Consider the following 18,845-nt stretch of genomic DNA (forward strand, 5'->3'; position numbering starts at 1 on the left):
ATCACTGTTTTGACAATCTAAACATCTTTGGTGTCATTCCTGTATTTTTTTTAAACAACCGCATAAAATAAGAGTAATCATCATAGCCCAATTTGGTTGCTATTTCGTTTACCGTTAAATTCTTATCCATCAACATTCGTTTTGATTCTAGAATAATGCGTTCTGTAATAACCTGAGTAGTGGTCTTTTGTAACATCTCATTACAAATTCTGTTCAAGTGTTTTAAAGTAATACTAAGCGCGTCAGCATAAAATGAAGCTGCTTTCTCCGTAATAAATTTAGCTTCTAGCAATTGCGCAAAATGCTTAATTTTACTATTATAGGAATGAATTTCAGGCACTGCCGTTTCATTGTATTTCCTTGCAAGTTCAATATGAATAATATCCAGTAAGTTAAGAATTTTATCCTGCTTAAAAATCTTGTTATCACCCGCTTCATCAAGCATCATTTGAAACAACGGTTGTAAAACAGCCGACTCCTCCTTGCTTAAAATAATCTCTGATTTTGCATTCACCGAAAAGTAAAATGGAAAACTATCAATGTCTTTTTGTCCAAAATACAAATTATACATTTCCTGAGAATAAAACACCACATATCCATCAACATCCTCTGACAAATCCCAATGGTGCATTTGTCCGGGCTGCAAGACAAAAACGCTTGCTGGATGCACATTAAACTTATCAAAATCCACCTCATGAGTCCCAGAACCAACAGTAAAGAAAGCCAAAACATAAAAATCATGACGGTGTGGCTTTTCTACAAAACTATGAGTAACCAAATGATTTTGGAATGTATTAATGTAAAAATCACTATTAATCAAGTTACAGTTAAAATGCTGAATATTGTAAACAGGATACTTTTTCATAATGTAAAAATGTCTTTATTATGCTATAATTAGCGAAGATATAAAATACCTAGAAGAGAATGATAGAATACCTTTGAAAAAAAAATTAAAATGGCAAATACACTTGTTCACATCCTAAATAATGAATGCCCCCAATGTCATGAAGGAAAAGTTTTTAATGAAAAAAGTATTTTCTTTAATATTGGATTTCCTAAAATGAATGCAAGCTGCTCTCATTGCAACTACAAATTCGAGAAAGAACCTGGTTACTTCTTTGGCGCAATGTATGTAAACTATGGACTAACCGTAGCTCAAGCCATCGCAACTTATGTAATCGCTCAGTTTTTCTTTCCCGTAGCATTCGACTTAAGAATTATTCCTATAATTGCTTTTGTAATAATTGCAATGGCTTCTTTTAACATTCGGTTTTCACGATTGCTGTGGATATATATGTTTAAAAATTACGCTATGTAATTCACTATTAATCTTTTTATTAGCCTAATTTCACAAATAAAACCACAAGTTTTTATCTTGCTTTCCTGAATTCGAAATAAAATACTTATTTTCGTATTTATAAAATAAAAAGATGAAAAACTTATTTTTAAGTGGTTTACTATTTGCTGCATTATCATTATCAGCACAAGAAAAAAAAGCAGCTCAAAAAACACAAATCGTAGAAGCCTCATGTGGTGAATGTCAATTTGGGTTAAAAGGAAAAAGCTGTGATCTTGCAGTAAGAATTGATGGAAAAGCCTACTTTGTTGACGGAACTTCTATTGACGAGCACGGTGATGCGCATGGAGCCGATGGTTTTTGTGAAGCAGTTCGAAAAGCTGAAGTAACGGGGGAAATAGTTAATAATCGTTATAAGGTTTCGTATTTTAAATTACTTCCTGAAGAGCAAAAGTAATGCAGTTAATACTTCAAAATATTGCAAAACACATCATGCTTTCACCTGAGGAACAATTGCTGTTTTTATCAAAAGTAAGTACACAACAGTACAAAGCCAAAAGTATTTTGCTAAACTCTGGCAATATTTGCAAATACTCTTATTTTGTGAATTCGGGGATTTTAAGAAGTTTCAATATTAATGACCATATCGTCGAACACGTCCTGAACTTTGCCACTAAGGGATATTGGATTGGTGACATGTATAGTTTGCTTTCACAAAAACCGGGAAATCTTTTTATAGAAGTTCTCGAAGATGCCGAAGTTGTTTTTTTATCAAAAGAAAACCAAGAACTTTTATATAGTGAAATACCCAAACTAGAACGCTTTTTCAGAATCCTAATTGAGAATTCATTAGTAGCCAACCAAGAGCGCCTTATGGATAACCTTAGCTTATCCGCTGAAGAACGTTTTGAGAAATTTTGCGGCAAATACCCAACACTAATTCAAAAAGTGCCTCAAAAACAAATCGCCTCCTATATAGGGGGTAACTCCAGAGTTTTTTAGCAAAATGAAAGCGCGATTATTGCGGAAGTAGTTACACATAGTGATCCGTATTGTACTAAAAATAAACCCAATACAACCTGATTTATAAAACCAAGCGCAGTCTAGATACAATTGATAAATGTAATAATTGTAAGTTACGATAAGTGCAATAAAAAATACAGAGCGTTTTAAATCACCTGAAAATGTCAAGAAAGACATTTTTATAAAAAATAACAGTATACAATTCACCTCTATAATAAAGGTTATTATCGATCAATAGATACAACAAGAATATAATCTCATGTAAATAGCAAGAAAATAAGCTTTGTAGATGAGAAGTAATTTCACACAATCACACACAAAACGTTAATCATACCTAGCCAAATATGTAATTAAAAAAAACTATATCAAATATAGCATTGGTGTTGTGTTCAAACTACTCTCTACCAATTCGCAAATGAAACTCCAATCCCAAGAGTAGTTTGTTGTATGTTATAATCGATTAAAGTTTCGCCATAACCTTGAAAAAATTGCGCATGCCCTCTTAAGTGACCGTGAATTGGAAAAACGTAATTAAGTTGAATATTTCCTTTTTCGAAAGTGCTAAAGGAGTGATTTATGAGTGTATAAAACTCATGTCGACCAAAATGGGTTCCTATTTCTAATTCAGCATCACCAACATATTTGGTGATATTTGGGTTTTCGTCTTCAGTGTCAGGTAAACGATACCAAGGTCTGAAATTTATATTCCAATTATTATATTCGTAGCCTATATTAAATACAATTCTGTTCCAACTTCTTGATGTAGGAATGTCTTTTCCATTAGATTGATGGTTTAGTATAACTCCAAAAGTCCTGATTTTTCCTTTAAAGACATTAATATCCATTGGAAAATTCAAGATAATTTCAGGTTCGTAATTAAGCTCTCTAAAAGCTCTTGATAGTTTTTTATTGTAGATCTGCCAGTGTGCTTTTTGAGTATATCCCACCCACAAATCACCAGTTCCAAAGAAAACACCTTGCATCACTTTAGTCTTAAAACTGATTTGAAATTTGGCTTCAATATTATTAAAAATATTTTTGTCTTTAGTAGCAAATTCACCGCTTTCGTCAAATGGCGCTTCATTTTTCTTGCTCGACCAGCGCGCAGCAGCAAAATATATAGGACGGTAGGAAACTAGCCTAAAAGTTCCTTGCTTATCAATACTGTCTAATTCCCATTGTTGCGATATGTTTTTTCTAATAATCACATTATCAAAATCGATTTGTGAGAAAGCAGTTGAAGAAACCATAAACATAAATAGAATGACTTTGTATAATTGCGGCATGCTAGCTATTTTAAATTATTATAATCAACAAAAGTAGTTGATAACAGTCATAAATCAGTTGTGTAAATTCAATTTAAGTTTACACAATTACCATGTTTCTAGAATCATTAGATTTTAGACATTTGGAAAACTTTTAGATAAAATAGCTGCATTTTTTTATATTACACTACTTAATTTAAAAAAAGAATTTAATTATACTTAAACAATTTATAAAACGATCCAATTCCTAGATGCATAAATCATAAGAATACTCTTTTAACTTATAAAAACAGTTCTCTTTTATAACTACAAATTTTTCAGTCACTTGAATTATTTGTGGTTTATTTTTTGTTAATTTGATACTAAATCGTTCAATAAACGAACCTAGTGCAACTATTCAAAAAATACATAAAAATTTTAATTTAAAAAAACCTTTAAACAAAAACAATTTTGAATTTTATTTCAAATTAATAGTCCGAACAAACAAAAGAAAAGGTTAAGAAAGCTATAACCCAATAAAAAAAGAAGGGATAATTTTATCATTTAAAACCCCTTGAATACATAAATACTATACAAAAAAAAAACATTCTTTTTAATTTTTAAAACATTTATAATGACACAAAAACATTTTATTATTATATCCTTTTCATTACTCCTTTTAACTAATTGTAAACAAAAGAATGACATTCAAGAAATGGATTCAATTACAATATCAGCACCCGCAGAATATGACGAGATAGCTATTGATGAACCTAACAGTGAAAGTTACGCAGAGACTGAAGAAAGTTCCTTTGAGTCTCCTAAAACGGCCCCACTTTCTACTTTTTCTATTGATGTAGACAATGCTTCTTATACAAACATTCGTCGTTTTATAAATAATGGACAAAAAGTCCCTACTGATGCTGTTCGAGTAGAAGAGATGATAAACTTTTTTAAATATGACTACCCGCAACCTAACGAAAAAAACCCTTTCTCAATCAATACAGAATACAGTGACTGTCCTTGGAATGAAAACCATAAATTATTAAAAATTGGCTTACAAGGAAAAAACATCCCTATGACTAATTTGCCTGCATCCAACTTAGTGTTTCTAATTGATGTTTCGGGATCTATGAGTGAGGATAATAAACTGCCTTTATTGAAAGAATCAATGCGAATTTTGGTCCAAGAACTGAGACCTAAAGATAAGGTAGCTATTGTGGTCTACGCTGGATCAGCTGGTGTTGTCTTACCTCCAACATCTGGGGATAAAAAAGAAACCATTATGGATGCCTTTGATAACTTGGATGCAGGCGGAAGCACTGCAGGAGGTGAGGGAATTGAACTAGCTTATAAATTAGCTGCAGAGAACTTTATCAAAGAAGGAAACAATAGAATTGTAATGGCAACCGATGGTGATTTTAATGTAGGTAGTTCTTCTGATAGCGACATGGAAGATTTAATTGAAGAAAAAAGAAAATCAGGAGTGTTCTTAACCGTTTTAGGCTACGGAATGGGTAACTATAAAGACAGTAAAATGGAAATTTTGGCTGATAAAGGAAATGGTAATTACGCATATATTGACAACATACAGGAAGCCAATCGTTTTTTAGGAAAAGAGTTTAAAGGTTCTATGTTTGCTATTGCAAAAGATGTAAAAATTCAAATAGAATTTAACCCTAAACATGTACAAGCTTATCGATTGATAGGATATGAAAATCGAAGATTGAAAGCCGAAGATTTTAAGAATGATGCTGTAGATGCTGGTGAATTAGGTAGTGGTCATACCGTAACCGCACTGTACGAGATCATACCAACAGGAGTTAAAAGTAGTTTTATCCCTGATGTTTTAAAATATTCAAAAACAAAAACAGAAACTATCAATTATAATGATGAACTAGCGACCGTAAAATTTAGATATAAAAAACCCGATGGAGAAAAAAGTATCGAAATGATTCAAACTATCAACAGTAAATTAGTAGGATTACAAAGCAGCTCAGCTGATTTTAAATTCAGTGTTGCAGTTGCTTGGTTTGGTTTAAAATTAAAAGAGTCCAAATTAATTACAAATACCTCCGTTGAATCCATCAAGAAATTAGCGAAGTCAGGTTCTTCAAATGATGATGAAGGATATAAATCTGAATTCATAAGATTAGTTGATAATGCTAAATAATGCAATAATAAACGAAAACGGAATCTAAATCAATACCTACATTAGATAAGACAATGACAACATACATAGATATAGGAATTAATTTAACTAATAAACAATTCTACAACGACATTGATAACATCATACAAGACGCAGTTAAAGCTAATGTATCTAAAATGATAATCACTGGTACAAGTATAAAAAACAGCGAGCAATCAGCATTAATTGCTACAAAACATCCAGATACTTTATACACCACGGCAGGAATCCATCCGCATGAAGCGAAAAATTTTGATAATCAAAGTATTTCGAAGCTAAAGGAATTATTATTACAACCCCAAGTAGTTGCTGTAGGGGAATGTGGACTCGATTTTGATCGGGATTTTTCGCCCAGAAACATACAAGAAAGCTGTTATGAAGCGCAGTTAGCATTAGCAATTGAAACTCAGAAACCATTATTCCTACATGAAAGAGCCGCTTTTTCACGATTTATAAGTATTACTAACCAGTATTTACCCGAATTGCCCAAAGCAGTCGTACACTGTTTTACAGGAACTTTGCAGGAAGCAAAAATTTATCTCGATAACGGATTCTATCTTGGTTTTACCGGAGCAATATCAGACACTTGGCGTTTTCAACATTTAAAAGAAGTGCTGCAATACATCCCGCTAAACAAAATAATGATTGAAACCGATGCACCCTTTATGTTACCCAAGAATGTTACTAAAAACCTCTTAAAAAAACAGCACGAACGCCGTTGTGAACCTGCTTTTCTACCTTTTATTGCCGAAACAATTGCACACTTTAAAGGAATCACAATAGATAAAGTAGCTGAACATACCACATTAAATTCTAAAACTTTTTTCGGAATTTAAAATATGAAGTCACTTATTACTAACCACAAACACCTCAGTTTACTGAGGTGTTTGTGGTTATTTTTTTATTAATTTTAGAAATCATAAACCCACAAACTATGAAAATTTTAAGTGAATCACAAATAAAAGAAATAGCCGAGCAAATGGATTGTGGTATGCGCTGTTACCACAATACGAAAACAAACAAACTACTCTTTTTTCCAGTTGAATTAGACTTTGAAGATGAAGTCAACGCCGAGTTCTGGCAAGAGGATATTGAAGAATTAGAAAATGAAGCTACTAATTACCTAGAAGTTGAAAAGCCAGAAAGTCATGATTCCTTCAGCATGATGCAAGAATTTGCAAACAGTACTTCGCTAGATACTAAGTTTCAAGACAAATTGATTACCGTTCTAGAGATGAGAAAACCTTTTGCCAATTTTAAAACTTGTATTGATAATTCAGACTATAGAGAAGATTGGTTTCGTTTTAAAAGTAATTGGATGCAAAAATGGGTAAAAGATCAATTAAAAATGGATTTAGAAGAATAGTTCACTCTAAACCCCATCAGCCCATTTCTTAATCTAGGTTAAGTGTCTATTGATTGCTTAGTGCGTAAATTTGTAGAACATAAATCACTAAATTTATAAACATGGAAAATACTGTATTACACAAAGCAACTACTAGAGGACACGCAGATCATGGATGGTTAAATGCTTACCACAGCTTTAGTTTTGGTAGTTGGTACAATCCAGAAAGAGTACAATTTGGTGCACTTCGTGTTTTGAATGACGATACTATTGCGGCGGGAATGGGTTTTGGTACACATCCGCACGATAATATGGAGATCCTAACGATTCCGCTTGAAGGCGATCTAGCACACAAGGATAGTATGGGGAATACGGAGACTATTAAAAATGGCGATATACAGGTGATGAGCGCGGGAACTGGAGTCAAACACAGTGAGTTTAACCCTAACGATGATCAAAGAACAAAATTATTGCAGATTTGGGTTTTCCCCAACAAGAAAAATGTAACGCCTCGCTACCAACAAATAACGTTGAATAAGGCGGATCGACACAATAAATTACAACAAATTCTATCTCCTAATCCAGAGGACGAAGGCGTATGGATTCATCAAGATGCTTGGTTTCATTTGGGAAAATTAGAGAAAGACACTAGTATTGACTACCACATTAAGAAAGAAGGTAACGGCGTTTATGCTTTTGTCCTTTCGGGACAATTAACCATTAACGGTCAAGAATTAGATACTCGAGATGGTTTTGGAATTTGGAACACGACAACATTAGAATTAAAAATGAATTCAGATGTTGAACTATTGCTAATGGAAGTTCCCATGCAATACTAACTAAAAACAAAAAGACGATGAGTAAAAAAGTGCAATTAGAAAATAACGAAAAAGAAGGTGTTTTTTACATCGAAAACAATGGTGAACTAGTAGGCAAAATGATCTTTAGACATACTGGCTCTAAGCAAATAACCATTGACCATACAGAGTTTACAGATGATGAAACAGGAAAAGGATTAGGAAAAGAAATGGTTATAGAAGCTGTTTCTTATGCCCGAAAAGAAGGCATCACTATTGTTCCATCTTGTCCTTTTGTAGCACATGTTTTTGATAAAAATGCTAATTTTAAGGATGTATTGTAACAACTACTTTACTATTAAAATAATTACCCATTAACGTAAAAGCGCTGTAGAAGCAAACGCTATACTGCTAAAATTAATAAAAAAGGCTGACTCCTAATATATATTAGTGTCAGCCTTTTTATTGTTAAGCAAATTCTATTTTTATTTATCTTTTAAGTCTAAATTTTGAAACGATGAAACATCAATAACGGCTTCCATATCTACATCAAAAGATAGTGTTACATGATCTCCTATCATTGTAACTGGTAACTGACTCGATATTTGAGAAGATCCCACAAAGATGTTAGGGTAGTCTTTTACTTTAAAGTAATAAAAACTATTGCCATTTTTAACGTCATTTTGGATTCTAGTAATCACTGTTGTTAGCACTTTTCTATTAGAAACACTATTTGGATTTACCTTATTATCTGACATATTGTAGACATTTTTATACGATGTTAATGCCTCACGCATGGTATTCCCTACTCCCACAATAGTATAATCAGATATGGCAACCATAGCAAACATCTTTACTAGTCCCCCTTTATCTTTTAAGGTCATCACATACGTTGGAATATTATTGATATTGTACGGAATAGGCAACGAAGCTTGATATCCTTTCTCTTGTACTTTACCCTGTGCTGAACTTTGAGCAGCATATTCTGTAGCGCCACCTTGTTTGTAAAAAGTAGCTTCTTTTGTTCGCGTATCTACTAACACAAATCCTACCGCAGATTCATCTTTTCCTACAGAGGTTAATCCTGTGTACCAATATGATCTGTTGTCGTTGCCATATACTAAAGTCAATCCTTCGGTAATTTGAAGTTTATTTTCATTAGAAAAATTCCAATATCCCTGCACGTATTCTCCCCAATCGTTTAACTGTTCTTCTATAAATTTAATCGGTTGAATGCGGTCTACCCATTTAGGTGTGTTTGCAATCGAATATTCTTTCATTTGGCCTGTTTGTGCATTGATTAGAACAATTCCTGTTGCTTCGTCTCCGCTGAAACCAATTTCTTTTTTGAATGTAGTCACTACCCAAAAAGGCAATCCTTTATCGTCAATCTCAAAACTAAAATCTTCTAAACCTACCGTAGCGTAGCCACTTAAATACAATAGCCGTTTAATATTTGATTGAAAATACGCCTTAGGTTGGTACTTAATTTTTACTGGGCTTCCGCCAATATTTTGCACCAACTTCACATCTCTTTCATTTGTAGCCGAAACCATTACATATCCAGCTGATCCAGATCTATTGTTCATCCATTTAAAAAAACCAGAGTGCAACAACGGAGCTACCCAATACAAGTCATTGTTCACCTTTTGAATACAAAATTCTCCTAATTCTACCTGGCTACCTAATGCAGGTTGTGACCCCAATACTTTCTCTCCCAATAAGTGTGCTAAATCCTCATCTACCACTCTAATTTCATCGATAGAAATAGGAGCAATATGATTAGAAATTTTATTGCCATCAGCTACCTTACCTAGAAGTGTTTGATAAGCTGCCGTTCTAAAAATAGGCAAACTAGTCAATAGCGGTGTAATTACAAGATAAGCTAGCACCACGAGCATGAAGTACAAAACAAATTTATTGGGTCTCTTAGCAATTTTCACTTGCTTTTTGTCTGGCGAAATATGCAGACCCGTTGATATGAAAATCCATAGCACACTTAACAATAGTAGCGCAATAGGAAATCCCACAAAACCGTAATTAATTGTAGGCATCCCTACATAAAAAAGTAAAATCGCAACTATAATAAAAAGCGAACCCGAAACTATATTTTTCATAATAAAAGAGCATTTAATAATTAGTAGATAAATCCTTATTTTGTTACATCAAACCCAAAGTTAATTTTAGGGAAACTTAGATAAGTTGAGCTCCAAATAATTATTTAAAAAACAGTAAATTAGCACTAGCTCAAACCAATTGTGGCAGCCACTTTATCCTAACTTTCAAATACACATTTTAAAACACTACCAAATGGAAAATGCACTCGAAAATGATATTACAGGACATATAGGAATGCAGAAATATTTGTGCACTATTACATGGCGCAACGGCCAATTTATAATGGACGAACCTGAAAAAATTGAAGGCCAAGATTTAGGACCTGATCCCTATACCACGCTGCTTGCCTCGTTAGCAGCTTGTACGCTCTCTACTTTAAGAATGTACATTGATCGAAAAGGATGGGACATACCCGAAATCAATATTGCCTTAAATTTTCATCAGGAAAGCAATCCTGAACTCACTACAACAATTACTAGAAAAATCACTTTTCCTGTTGCTGTTGAAGCTGATATAAAGAAACGACTATTGATCATTGCCGAGAAATGTCCAGTCTCTAAATTATTGAAGAGTACTATTATAATTGATACACTGTTGTAGTACTTCCTTATATAAACTAAACGAAATATCTAGGTACTATCTTTAAAACCTAATTTGTTTTAATTTATTTTCAATATATTTGGATTAGCAGAGAGGAAACGTACTGCGATTTTTCGTTGAATGTTTACCTTGTTTAGCCTCAACTTGTTTGGGGCTAATTTTTTTATCCGTTTTTGCGTTTGTGCCTTTTTCAAAGGCAAGCAGAGAAGAAAGCTCCTGCTCCTTTTCTTGAATATTTATTTGATAATCAGAATCGTATCGCTCATTTTTCTTCCACAAATGATAGACCATCACTAATATTTTTTTTTTGTACCGCTACATAACTTTTCATTTTTATAGCATGTTTTTCAAATGTCCTATTATATAAATCTAAAAACGGTTTTTCTTTACACGTTATAACCACTAAAGACGGCATATGAAGTGCTCTTCTTATTCTTGAATTACCTTTTTTTGATATTTTAGTCTTTCCTACTCTTGTTCCAGATTGGGCTTCTACAACATCATAACCAGCATAAGATACCAATTGCTTATAATTTTCGAATAGTTCAAAACCATTAGTTTCTGCTATTAAAGTTGCAATTGTTAAATAACCTAAGCCTTTCATTGCTAGAATATTTAAGCATTTTCTATAAACCACATCATCTGATTTTAAATGTAATTTCATCTTTTTACTTAACTCTTTCAACTGAGAATCAAAAAGGGCTAAAGTGGTTTTAAGTTGTTCAATTGTCATTTCACAAGGATACATACCGTGCTTTAATGCATGAATTTGGTTACTTATAACTGTTTTTAACTCTTGTATATTTTGATGTTGCCTAGTGTAATTGCGTAATTCATAATAATACCGACCTAGCGGTTGCCAAAGTCCTAAGCATTGTTCAGCTCCCATTTGTGCTAACCCTCTAGCGTCAATACTATCATTTTTTGATTTTAAACCTAAGCATTCTAAATATTTCTTTGCCTTATTGGGTAAAACAATAGATAGTTGGTATCCTTTTTCAAATAAATATAAGGCACAATTTTCATGATAGACACCTGTGGCTTCCATGCAAACAACCAAAGGTAACTCCGTAGCTTTATGCCATTTTGTTATCCAAGAGTCTAAATTTTTAAAACCACAGACAGTGTTGTTAAATGTAATTTTAGACATAAACTGAACTTGCTGATTTTGGTCGATCACACAAATAGATCCGTCTATTTTTTTACTAGAAACATCTAATCCTACAGAATACTTTAAAGTCATAACATTGGCTGTTTAAGACAAACAAAAAACTACATGGGTCTTGGCTCATTAGTTATACTGCATCTAAATTAAAAACCTAGTGCTTAAGTACTATTGCGACTTGAAATGTAATTAAAATGAAGTTGATTAACCTAACTTACAATATCGTACTAAACGTATCTGGCCCCGATAGAATTTTGCAACTTCATTTTGTTTATCAATTATTACTATTTTAAAGATAAGTATTTTATCATTTTGTAACTATAACAAAGATATGAGCCCCGATTGCACCGGCATCCTCCTAGTCCTGATCTTTAAGGACTAGGAGATAGAGGTAAAAGCGGGAGAATGGCTTGTTGCTCAACGGGAGTTGCTGCTTCTAAGTAGAAAAATGTTGTTTGTAAAAAAAAATACTATTTTTGCAGCTGGTTTAATTTCGAAAATAGTAAACCATTCAATCTTTAAATTTAAAATATGAAAGCATACGTATTTCCAGGACAAGGCGCACAATTTACAGGAATGGGAAAAGATTTATATGAAAATTCTCCTCTAGCAAAAGAATTATTTGAGCAAGCAAACGAAATTTTAGGCTTTAGAATCACAGACATCATGTTTGAAGGAACGGCTGAAGAATTGAAAGAAACAAAGGTAACACAGCCTGCGGTTTTTTTACATTCGGTTATATTAGCTAAAACTTTGGGTGCTGATTTCAAGCCAGAAATGGTTGCGGGACACTCCCTTGGAGAATTCTCAGCTTTAGTAGCTAATGGTGCTTTGTCATTTGAAGACGGATTGAAATTAGTTTCACAAAGAGCACTAGCGATGCAAAAAGCATGCGAAATCAAACCATCAACTATGGCGGCAGTTTTAGGACTTGCTGATAATGTAGTAGAAGAGGTTTGCGCAAGTATTGATGGAGTTGTAGTTGCAGCAAATTATAACTGCCCAGGACAATTAGTTATTTCAGGAGAAACAACTGCTGTTGAAGCGGCTTGTGTAGCTATGAAAGAAGCGGGAGCAAAACGCGCCTTATTATTGCCTGTAGGTGGTGCTTTTCACTCGCCTATGATGGAACCAGCAAGAGAGGAACTAGCAGCAGCTATTGAAGCAACTACCTTCTCTACTCCTATTTGCCCAGTGTATCAAAATGTAACGGCAAGCGCAGTTTCGGACGCAAGCGAAATCAAGAAAAACTTAATCATACAATTGACAGCTCCAGTAAAATGGACACAATCAGTACAACAAATGATCGCTGATGGCGCTACTTTATTCACGGAAGTAGGTCCAGGAAAAGTCTTGGCTGGATTGATTGGAAAAATCGATAAAGAAGCTGCTACTGCAAATGCATAGGTAAATTGTATAGCATTCTTTTTAAAAACAAAAAACCAGAATTATCAAGAAGATAATTCTGGTTTTTTTATGCTTTATTTTTTTTGGAGCATAGCTGCCTCCATACAATGACTATTTATTATTCCTGTAATTATATAGGCATTCTTTTTATTTTCAAAAAAAACATACCAAGTTGTGCGCTTATTAGATTTATAGAAAATATAGTTTGAACCTAGGTGTTTTAAATTTTGTGGAGTAACCTTAGATGGAAACGTCGTAATAGCATCATTTATAAAATCCACTATTGTATCGACGTAAATTTGTGCATTTTCAGGATAACTAAAGTAAGCTTCTTTAAAAAGTATGTGCACTAACTCATCAAGATAATCCACAAGCTCTTTCTTGAATACTACTTCTACCACGAATATGTTTTTATTCTCTTTAGCATTTCGTCTTTAAACTCTGTAGGCGTTAATCCTTTTTTAAGTTCTTCATCAAAATTAAATGTATCTTGATTATTACTTTCTTGCTTTAAAACTTCTTTCTGGTATGAAACTACAGGCTCTCCAACTACATTTTTCCTTACCGTTTCTTTCTTCTTACTCATAGCATGTATTTTATGTAACGAATTTACAATTAATTCTTTAAACTAGAAAATCCCAAAATATCTTGTTGATAGTTTTGGATTTTTTGATAAATACAATTTAATGTAAAAACAATTAGCTACGTACTTTTTGTTCCCATTTCCAAGCACTTGCCATCGCTTCGTCTAATGTAGATGCTGCTTTCCAACCTAAAACCGTATTGGCTTTATCAGTATTAGCGTAAGCTTCTGTAATATCACCTTCTCGGCGACCTACAATTTTATACGGCAGTTTTGTTCCACTTACTTTTTCGAATGCTTGAATTACTTCTAACACTGAACTTCCTGTTCCCGTTCCTAAATTAAAAGTTTCTACTTTATTAAGATTTTTTTTATCTAATAATCGTTTTAAAGCAATCACATGGGCTTTAGCCAAATCGACTACGTGAATATAATCACGTACCGCGGTTCCATCAGTTGTAGGATAATCATCTCCATAAACAGAGAGTTCTTTTCTTAATCCCATTCCTGTTTGTGTAATAAAAGGAACTAAATTTTGAGGCACTCCTAGCGGTAATTCTCCTATCTCTGCTGAAGGGTGCGAACCAATAGGATTAAAATAACGCAATAAAATAGCATTAATATTAGTCACCTTAGCTGTATCTGTAATGATCTCCTCTCCTATTTGTTTGGTGTTTCCATAAGGTGACATCGCTGTTTGTATAGGAGCATTTTCGGTTATTGGCATTTTTTCAGCTTGACCATATACTGTACATGACGAACTAAAGATGAAATTAGCTGCGTCTTTTTTCTGTAATTCTTGCAAAAGATATACCAGCGCATTGATATTATTTTCATAATACAACAAAGGATTCTCCACACTTTCACCTACTGCTTTTGAAGCAGCAAAATGTATCACCCCTGCAATGTCTTGATTTTTACTAAAAAAATCCTGCACACTAGTTTTTACTCTTAGATCTAATTTCTCAAATGCTGGAATCTTACCCGTAATGTTTTTTATACCCTCTAAAACGCTTAGTGACGTATTAGATAAATCATCGATAATTACCACCTCAAAACCTTGATTTTGGAGCTCTACAACGGTATGCGAACCTAAAAATCCCAATCCTCCTGTAACCAGTATTTTCATCTTTTATGTTTAAATATTAATGGTTATGCTATTTTTTTGTTTCATAAAAAAGACGCGATTAATCGCGTCTTTTATTTCTTATTCTAAAAATTCTAAAACACTATCGGTAATGAATTTTATTTGTTCGTCATCAAGTTCAGTATGCATTGGTAATGACAACACCTCTTGAACCAATTGATTTGTAACTGGAAAATCTTCTTCCTTATATCTTTCGTCTACATACGCCTTTTGCGAGTGTAACGGAATTGGGTAATAAATAGCACAAGGAATTCCTTTGTCTAATAAATGTTGCATTAAGCCATTTCTATCAGCATCAAGAATACGTAATGTATATTGATGAAATACATGACAGTCACAGATATCACAAATTTGCGGCGCAATAATATTTTTATGCCCTTCAAAAGCTGCAGAGTATTTTCTCGCTGCATCTTGTCTCGCTGCATTATATTGATCCAGTAAAGGTAACTTTGTGTTTAAAACTGCTGCTTGAATACTATCTAAACGAGAATTTACACCCACAACATCGTGGTGGTAACGTTCGTACATTCCGTGATTTACAATTCCGCGTAACGTATGTGCCAGTGCATCATCATTTGTAAAAATTGCACCACCATCACCATAACACCCTAAATTTTTAGAAGGAAAAAACGAAGTCGCTCCTACATGTCCTATAGTACCCGCTTTTTTCTTAGCACCGTCAGACGATTTACAGTTGGCTCCTATAGCTTGCGCATTATCTTCTATCACATATAAGTTATGTTCTTTGGCAATAGCCATAATCGCTTCCATATTAGCAGCACGCCCAAATAAATGAACAGGAACAATTGCCTTTGTTTTAGGAGTAATCGCTTTTTTGATTGCATCAATAGAAATATTCATATTGTACATATCAACATCTACTAATACTGGTGTTAATTGCAACAATGCAATAACTTCAACAGTAGCAGCAAAAGTAAAATCGGCAGTGATTACCTCGTCACCTGGTTGCAAACCTAATCCCATCATGGCTATTTGCAAGGCATCAGTACCGTTTGCACAAGGAATTACGTGCTTAACACCTAAATAATCCTCTAAATTCTTTTGAAATTTATGAACTTCGGGTCCGTTGATGTACGTATTTGTATCTAAAACTTCTTGGATAGAAACGTTAACGGTCTCTTTTATTTTTTCGTATTGACTTTTTAGGTCAACCATTTGTATTTTTTTCATTCGATAAAAATTATAAATACAAAATTAAGAATTTATAATCACACTAAATTCAGAATAGCTTTTTATTTGATTCTGATTTCCGAACAATTTCATAAAAAATGTTTTGCCTTAAAAATATTCCCTACTCACTTCTCTTGAAAAAATAACTTGCAATTAAGATTCTGAATATAACTTTGTATCACTGTAGCTAAATTAATTTTTAAAATTGATCTAGAAAATCCCTAAAATAAAATATGTATTTTAGCCTTCAAAAAAATAAACCCATGTTTTTCCTATACAATAGCCTCGTTTATATGGCTTCAAAAATATTAGCTGTAGTCGCTCTTTTTAGTCCAAAAATAAAACTTTTTGTTGACGGCAGAATAAGTGTTTTCCAAATATTGAAAGAAAAAATCCAACCTACTGATAAAACGATCTGGTTTCACGCCGCATCTCTAGGAGAATACGAACAAGGCTTACCCGTAATTGAAAAAATCAAAGAAAATTTCCCAACACATAAAATTGTGGTGACCTTTTTTTCTCCTTCTGGCTATGAAGTGCGTAAAAATAACACCGTTGCTCACGCAACTGTATACCTGCCATTAGACACGCAAAAAAATGCGAAGAAATTTATTGATCTTGTACATCCTGATCTCGTTTTCTTTATTAAGTACGAATATTGGCCTAATTATCTAAATGAATTAAAAAATCGCTCTATTAAAACGTACTTAATCTCTGGGATTCTTCGCAAAAATCAAGCGTTCTTTAAGTGGTATGGTGGTTTTTATCGAAAAGCACTAGACGCATTTGAATACTTTTTTGTTCAGAATGAAAGTTCAAAGAAACTATTATTGCAATTAGGAAAAACAAATGTAGCTGTTTCAGGCGATACTCGTTTTGATCGCGTTGCCGCTATATTAGAGAAAGACAACCGCTTAGATTTTATTTCGGAATTTAAAAACAACCAAATAACAATCGTTGCAGGGAGCTCATGGCCAAAAGACGAAACCTTATTAGTAGCGTATATAAACTCAACAAAACACGCTGCAAAGTTCATCATAGCGCCTCACAACATTAAAGAGGAACAAATTACTCTATTAAAAAATAGCTTACACCGTAAAACAGTACTGTATTCAGAAATGCAAGGCAAGAATCTCGCTGATTATGATGTATTTATTATTGACACTATTGGTATCCTGACAAAAATATACAGTTATGCGGATATTGCCTACGTAGGCGGCGGATTTGGAAATCCAGGTGTTCATAATTTATTAGAACCTGCCACTTTTAGTGTTCCTATAGTTATTGGTCCCAATTACTCTCATTTTCCTGAAGCCATAGCATTAGTAAATATTGGTGGTTGCATGAGCATAAATAACCAGAACGAACTCAATAATGAATTGAACGATCTTATTATAAACGATGCTTTCCGAAGCGAGAAAGGACATATTTGTAGCACATTTGTCTCGATGAATAAAGGCGCAACGACGATTATTATGAAAAACATTCATCAAAAGACACTTTAATTGGTTCGAAATGGCCAATTTTACAACATAATTTACTACCCAGAAAACGATAAAATACCGTCAAAAAATAAGCTTAAAAATCGCTTAAAAATAAAGCCGGAATCGTGCATTTAAAAATGGTGGGATTTTAAAGCACAAAAAAACTTAATTACAAAGAGGATTTTTAAAAACAGTACCGACTAAAAAACCAGCCAATTATTTAATAATCAAAAAATTAAAAAATAAACTCTTATTTTCAACGCTACTTTAAACACAAGCAATACCGCAAAAAACCAACTGAAATTATACTTAAAAATTAAGCATTAATTACACTTAAAAAGTGTGGCATAAAACTTGTAATAATAACCTCAGACGAAAAAGAATAATTATTTTTAAAAAAAAATTCAAAAAATAATTTACATATCAAAAATTTTATATCTTTGCGTCGAATTAATAATTAACCTTTATATTAAATTAAGATGAAAAAAGTATTTTTAAGTTTAGCTGCTGTTGCTGTATTAACTGTTGTATCATGTAAAAAAGCTGACGCTGCTGCTGACGAAACTGCTGTAGATTCTACTGCTGTTGTTGTTGATTCTGCTGCTCAAGTAGTTGATTCTGCTGCACAAGTAATGGATTCTGCTGCTACTGTAGCTACTGATGCTGCTGAAACTGCAACTGAAGCTGCTGCACCTGCTGCACACTAATTAGAATTAAATTCTAAAATTAAAGCCATCCGCGCAAGCGAGATGGCTTTTTTATTTTAAATACATTACTAAGAAAGCTATGAACTTAAAAAAGGAGCTCTTTATTAAACAATAAAGAGCTCCTTTTTTTTTAAAATTATAATTCTTCTATTCAGGAAAAACAAAATCATTATTAGAAAAATCTAATATCTCAGCCTTAGCTCCGTACTTCACGATTTCAGTAATTCCCTTCTGCACCATTAACTCTGTACTATATTTTCTACTGGTTGCCATAACAGCACCTTCAACAACCACCCTAAAGAAAAACTTACCCTTACTCGTTTTAAACTTCACAAAAGAACAAGTTTCAAAAACAGACCTCAAATGTTCTGCATCAGCTTCGCAGTCCATTCGTAATTCATAAGCATTACTCGTAAAAATCGTTTTCCCTTTTCTTGAAGTTAATTCAAACTTATAATCGCCGCTAAATCGTTTTGTAATCACTAAAGAAGCCATAAATAGAGAAGTTTTTTTTTCACCAAAGAAACAATGTTTTGGTCGTTTTTT

The 18,845-nt window shown here is 33.2% G+C and carries 22 protein-coding genes; 12 read left to right on the forward strand and 10 right to left on the reverse strand.

Annotated features, from left to right (window positions below; all coding sequences use genetic code 11):
* Position 1 precedes the first annotated feature (1 nt).
* Entirely contained in the window at positions 2–865 is an 864-nt protein-coding gene (locus tag HNP99_RS01135) for a helix-turn-helix domain-containing protein (protein ID WP_173850423.1), read from the reverse strand.
* A 90-nt stretch (positions 866–955) separates the two neighbouring features.
* Here HNP99_RS01135 and HNP99_RS01140 point away from each other — a divergent pair, with 90 nt between their 5' ends.
* From HNP99_RS01140 to HNP99_RS01150, 3 genes are all read left to right on the forward strand, one after another.
* A complete protein-coding gene (locus HNP99_RS01140) occupies positions 956–1,318 on the forward strand; it encodes a DUF983 domain-containing protein (RefSeq protein ID WP_173850425.1) in 363 nt (120 codons plus the stop codon).
* A 112-nt stretch (positions 1,319–1,430) separates the two neighbouring features.
* Positions 1,431–1,754 carry a DUF6370 family protein gene (locus HNP99_RS01145; RefSeq protein ID WP_173850427.1) on the forward strand — a complete coding sequence of 108 codons (324 nt, stop codon included), beginning with the start codon at positions 1,431–1,433 and terminating at the stop codon, positions 1,752–1,754.
* On the forward strand, positions 1,754–2,299 hold the full coding sequence (locus tag HNP99_RS01150) for a Crp/Fnr family transcriptional regulator (RefSeq protein WP_254596799.1): 546 nt from the start codon (positions 1,754–1,756) through the stop codon (positions 2,297–2,299). The genes HNP99_RS01145 and HNP99_RS01150 overlap by 1 nt, the downstream gene beginning before the upstream one ends.
* 422 nt (positions 2,300–2,721) lie before the next feature.
* Here the strand turns inward: HNP99_RS01150 and HNP99_RS01155 are convergent, their stop codons facing one another.
* Positions 2,722–3,606 (reverse strand): phospholipase A, encoded by an 885-nt coding sequence (locus HNP99_RS01155; protein WP_173850429.1) that lies wholly within the window; start codon positions 3,604–3,606, stop codon positions 2,722–2,724.
* Between the two features lie 592 nt (positions 3,607–4,198).
* On the opposite strand from HNP99_RS01155, the gene HNP99_RS01160 reads away from it, so the two are divergent.
* The 5 genes from HNP99_RS01160 to HNP99_RS01180 all read left to right on the forward strand — a co-directional run bounded on the left by HNP99_RS01160 (position 4,199) and on the right by HNP99_RS01180 (position 8,241).
* On the forward strand, positions 4,199–5,737 hold the full coding sequence (locus tag HNP99_RS01160) for a vWA domain-containing protein (RefSeq protein ID WP_173850431.1): 1,539 nt from the start codon (positions 4,199–4,201) through the stop codon (positions 5,735–5,737).
* Positions 5,738–5,790: 53 nt separating this feature from the next.
* On the forward strand, positions 5,791–6,591 hold the full coding sequence (locus HNP99_RS01165; protein WP_173850433.1) for a TatD family hydrolase: 801 nt from the start codon (positions 5,791–5,793) through the stop codon (positions 6,589–6,591).
* Between the two features lie 98 nt (positions 6,592–6,689).
* A complete protein-coding gene (locus HNP99_RS01170; protein ID WP_173850435.1) occupies positions 6,690–7,121 on the forward strand; it encodes a UPF0158 family protein in 432 nt (143 codons plus the stop codon).
* Positions 7,122–7,222: 101 nt separating this feature from the next.
* Positions 7,223–7,939: a pirin family protein gene (locus HNP99_RS01175; protein WP_173850437.1), complete on the forward strand. Its 717-nt coding sequence runs from the start codon at positions 7,223–7,225 to the stop codon at positions 7,937–7,939.
* A 17-nt stretch (positions 7,940–7,956) separates the two neighbouring features.
* Positions 7,957–8,241 (forward strand): GNAT family N-acetyltransferase, encoded by a 285-nt coding sequence (locus HNP99_RS01180; protein ID WP_173850439.1) that lies wholly within the window; start codon positions 7,957–7,959, stop codon positions 8,239–8,241.
* A 141-nt stretch (positions 8,242–8,382) separates the two neighbouring features.
* Here HNP99_RS01180 and HNP99_RS01185 read toward each other — a convergent pair whose 3' ends face one another.
* Positions 8,383–10,014 (reverse strand): hypothetical protein, encoded by a 1,632-nt coding sequence (locus tag HNP99_RS01185; protein WP_173850441.1) that lies wholly within the window; start codon positions 10,012–10,014, stop codon positions 8,383–8,385.
* A gap of 193 nt (positions 10,015–10,207) precedes the next feature.
* Between HNP99_RS01185 and HNP99_RS01190 the strand changes: the two genes are divergently transcribed.
* The gene (locus HNP99_RS01190) at positions 10,208–10,615 is read left to right on the forward strand and encodes an OsmC family protein (RefSeq protein WP_173850443.1); all 408 of its coding nucleotides are present in this window, start codon (positions 10,208–10,210) and stop codon (positions 10,613–10,615) included.
* Positions 10,616–10,699: 84 nt separating this feature from the next.
* On the opposite strand, the gene HNP99_RS01195 is transcribed toward HNP99_RS01190, so the two are convergent.
* Both HNP99_RS01195 and HNP99_RS01200 read right to left on the reverse strand, forming a co-directional pair.
* The gene (locus HNP99_RS01195; RefSeq protein ID WP_173850445.1) at positions 10,700–10,906 is read right to left on the reverse strand and encodes a hypothetical protein; all 207 of its coding nucleotides are present in this window, start codon (positions 10,904–10,906) and stop codon (positions 10,700–10,702) included.
* Entirely contained in the window at positions 10,878–11,858 is a 981-nt protein-coding gene (locus tag HNP99_RS01200; RefSeq protein ID WP_173850446.1) for an IS110 family RNA-guided transposase, read from the reverse strand. The genes HNP99_RS01195 and HNP99_RS01200 overlap by 29 nt, the downstream gene beginning before the upstream one ends.
* 453 nt (positions 11,859–12,311) lie before the next feature.
* On the opposite strand from HNP99_RS01200, the gene fabD reads away from it, so the two are divergent.
* Positions 12,312–13,187: an ACP S-malonyltransferase gene (gene fabD, locus HNP99_RS01205; protein WP_173850448.1), complete on the forward strand. Its 876-nt coding sequence runs from the start codon at positions 12,312–12,314 to the stop codon at positions 13,185–13,187.
* A 74-nt stretch (positions 13,188–13,261) separates the two neighbouring features.
* On the opposite strand, the gene HNP99_RS01210 is transcribed toward fabD, so the two are convergent.
* The 4 genes from HNP99_RS01210 to HNP99_RS01225 all read right to left on the reverse strand — a co-directional run bounded on the left by HNP99_RS01210 (position 13,262) and on the right by HNP99_RS01225 (position 16,108).
* Positions 13,262–13,588: a hypothetical protein gene (locus HNP99_RS01210; protein ID WP_173850450.1), complete on the reverse strand. Its 327-nt coding sequence runs from the start codon at positions 13,586–13,588 to the stop codon at positions 13,262–13,264.
* Entirely contained in the window at positions 13,582–13,773 is a 192-nt protein-coding gene (locus HNP99_RS01215; RefSeq protein ID WP_173850452.1) for a hypothetical protein, read from the reverse strand. Before HNP99_RS01215 ends, HNP99_RS01210 begins: the two co-directional genes overlap by 7 nt.
* A 112-nt stretch (positions 13,774–13,885) precedes the next feature.
* Positions 13,886–14,899: a UDP-glucose 4-epimerase GalE gene (galE, locus tag HNP99_RS01220; RefSeq protein WP_173850454.1), complete on the reverse strand. Its 1,014-nt coding sequence runs from the start codon at positions 14,897–14,899 to the stop codon at positions 13,886–13,888.
* Positions 14,900–14,977: 78 nt separating this feature from the next.
* Positions 14,978–16,108 carry a DegT/DnrJ/EryC1/StrS family aminotransferase gene (locus HNP99_RS01225; RefSeq protein ID WP_173850456.1) on the reverse strand — a complete coding sequence of 377 codons (1,131 nt, stop codon included), beginning with the start codon at positions 16,106–16,108 and terminating at the stop codon, positions 14,978–14,980.
* Positions 16,109–16,371: 263 nt separating this feature from the next.
* Between HNP99_RS01225 and HNP99_RS01230 the strand changes: the two genes are divergently transcribed.
* Complete coding sequence (locus HNP99_RS01230) at positions 16,372–17,613, forward strand: 3-deoxy-D-manno-octulosonic acid transferase (RefSeq protein ID WP_173850459.1); 1,242 nt, start codon at positions 16,372–16,374, stop codon at positions 17,611–17,613.
* Between the two features lie 458 nt (positions 17,614–18,071).
* Positions 18,072–18,299, forward strand: a complete 228-nt coding sequence (locus HNP99_RS01235) for a PG1828 family lipoprotein (protein WP_173850461.1) — start codon at positions 18,072–18,074, stop codon at positions 18,297–18,299.
* A gap of 147 nt (positions 18,300–18,446) precedes the next feature.
* Here HNP99_RS01235 and HNP99_RS01240 read toward each other — a convergent pair whose 3' ends face one another.
* Entirely contained in the window at positions 18,447–18,794 is a 348-nt protein-coding gene (locus HNP99_RS01240; protein ID WP_173850463.1) for a DUF1508 domain-containing protein, read from the reverse strand.
* Positions 18,795–18,845: the final 51 nt, after the last annotated feature.

The sequence above is a fragment of the Flavobacterium gelidicaeli genome, assembly GCF_013294005.1.
Classification (GTDB): Bacteria; Bacteroidota; Bacteroidia; order Flavobacteriales; family Flavobacteriaceae; genus Flavobacterium.

Excerpts from the sequence above, each read along its gene's own strand:
- HNP99_RS01135 (WP_173850423.1), bottom strand. The coding sequence starts at position 865 with ATGAAAAAGTATCCTGTTTACAATATTCAGCATTTTAACTGTAACTTG.
- HNP99_RS01140 (WP_173850425.1), top strand. The coding sequence starts at position 956 with ATGGCAAATACACTTGTTCACATCCTAAATAATGAATGCCCCCAATGT.
- HNP99_RS01145 (WP_173850427.1), top strand. The coding sequence starts at position 1,431 with ATGAAAAACTTATTTTTAAGTGGTTTACTATTTGCTGCATTATCATTA.
- HNP99_RS01150 (WP_254596799.1), top strand. The coding sequence starts at position 1,754 with ATGCAGTTAATACTTCAAAATATTGCAAAACACATCATGCTTTCACCT.
- HNP99_RS01155 (WP_173850429.1), bottom strand. The coding sequence starts at position 3,606 with ATGCCGCAATTATACAAAGTCATTCTATTTATGTTTATGGTTTCTTCA.
- HNP99_RS01160 (WP_173850431.1), top strand. The coding sequence starts at position 4,199 with ATGACACAAAAACATTTTATTATTATATCCTTTTCATTACTCCTTTTA.
- HNP99_RS01165 (WP_173850433.1), top strand. The coding sequence starts at position 5,791 with ATGACAACATACATAGATATAGGAATTAATTTAACTAATAAACAATTC.
- HNP99_RS01170 (WP_173850435.1), top strand. The coding sequence starts at position 6,690 with ATGAAAATTTTAAGTGAATCACAAATAAAAGAAATAGCCGAGCAAATG.
- HNP99_RS01175 (WP_173850437.1), top strand. The coding sequence starts at position 7,223 with ATGGAAAATACTGTATTACACAAAGCAACTACTAGAGGACACGCAGAT.
- HNP99_RS01180 (WP_173850439.1), top strand. The coding sequence starts at position 7,957 with ATGAGTAAAAAAGTGCAATTAGAAAATAACGAAAAAGAAGGTGTTTTT.
- HNP99_RS01185 (WP_173850441.1), bottom strand. The coding sequence starts at position 10,014 with ATGAAAAATATAGTTTCGGGTTCGCTTTTTATTATAGTTGCGATTTTA.
- HNP99_RS01190 (WP_173850443.1), top strand. The coding sequence starts at position 10,208 with ATGGAAAATGCACTCGAAAATGATATTACAGGACATATAGGAATGCAG.
- HNP99_RS01195 (WP_173850445.1), bottom strand. The coding sequence starts at position 10,906 with ATGGTCTATCATTTGTGGAAGAAAAATGAGCGATACGATTCTGATTAT.
- HNP99_RS01200 (WP_173850446.1), bottom strand. The coding sequence starts at position 11,858 with ATGACTTTAAAGTATTCTGTAGGATTAGATGTTTCTAGTAAAAAAATA.
- fabD (WP_173850448.1), top strand. The coding sequence starts at position 12,312 with ATGAAAGCATACGTATTTCCAGGACAAGGCGCACAATTTACAGGAATG.
- HNP99_RS01215 (WP_173850452.1), bottom strand. The coding sequence starts at position 13,773 with ATGAGTAAGAAGAAAGAAACGGTAAGGAAAAATGTAGTTGGAGAGCCT.
- galE (WP_173850454.1), bottom strand. The coding sequence starts at position 14,899 with ATGAAAATACTGGTTACAGGAGGATTGGGATTTTTAGGTTCGCATACC.
- HNP99_RS01225 (WP_173850456.1), bottom strand. The coding sequence starts at position 16,108 with ATGAAAAAAATACAAATGGTTGACCTAAAAAGTCAATACGAAAAAATA.
- HNP99_RS01230 (WP_173850459.1), top strand. The coding sequence starts at position 16,372 with ATGTTTTTCCTATACAATAGCCTCGTTTATATGGCTTCAAAAATATTA.
- HNP99_RS01235 (WP_173850461.1), top strand. The coding sequence starts at position 18,072 with ATGAAAAAAGTATTTTTAAGTTTAGCTGCTGTTGCTGTATTAACTGTT.
- HNP99_RS01240 (WP_173850463.1), bottom strand. The coding sequence starts at position 18,794 with ATGGCTTCTTTAGTGATTACAAAACGATTTAGCGGCGATTATAAGTTT.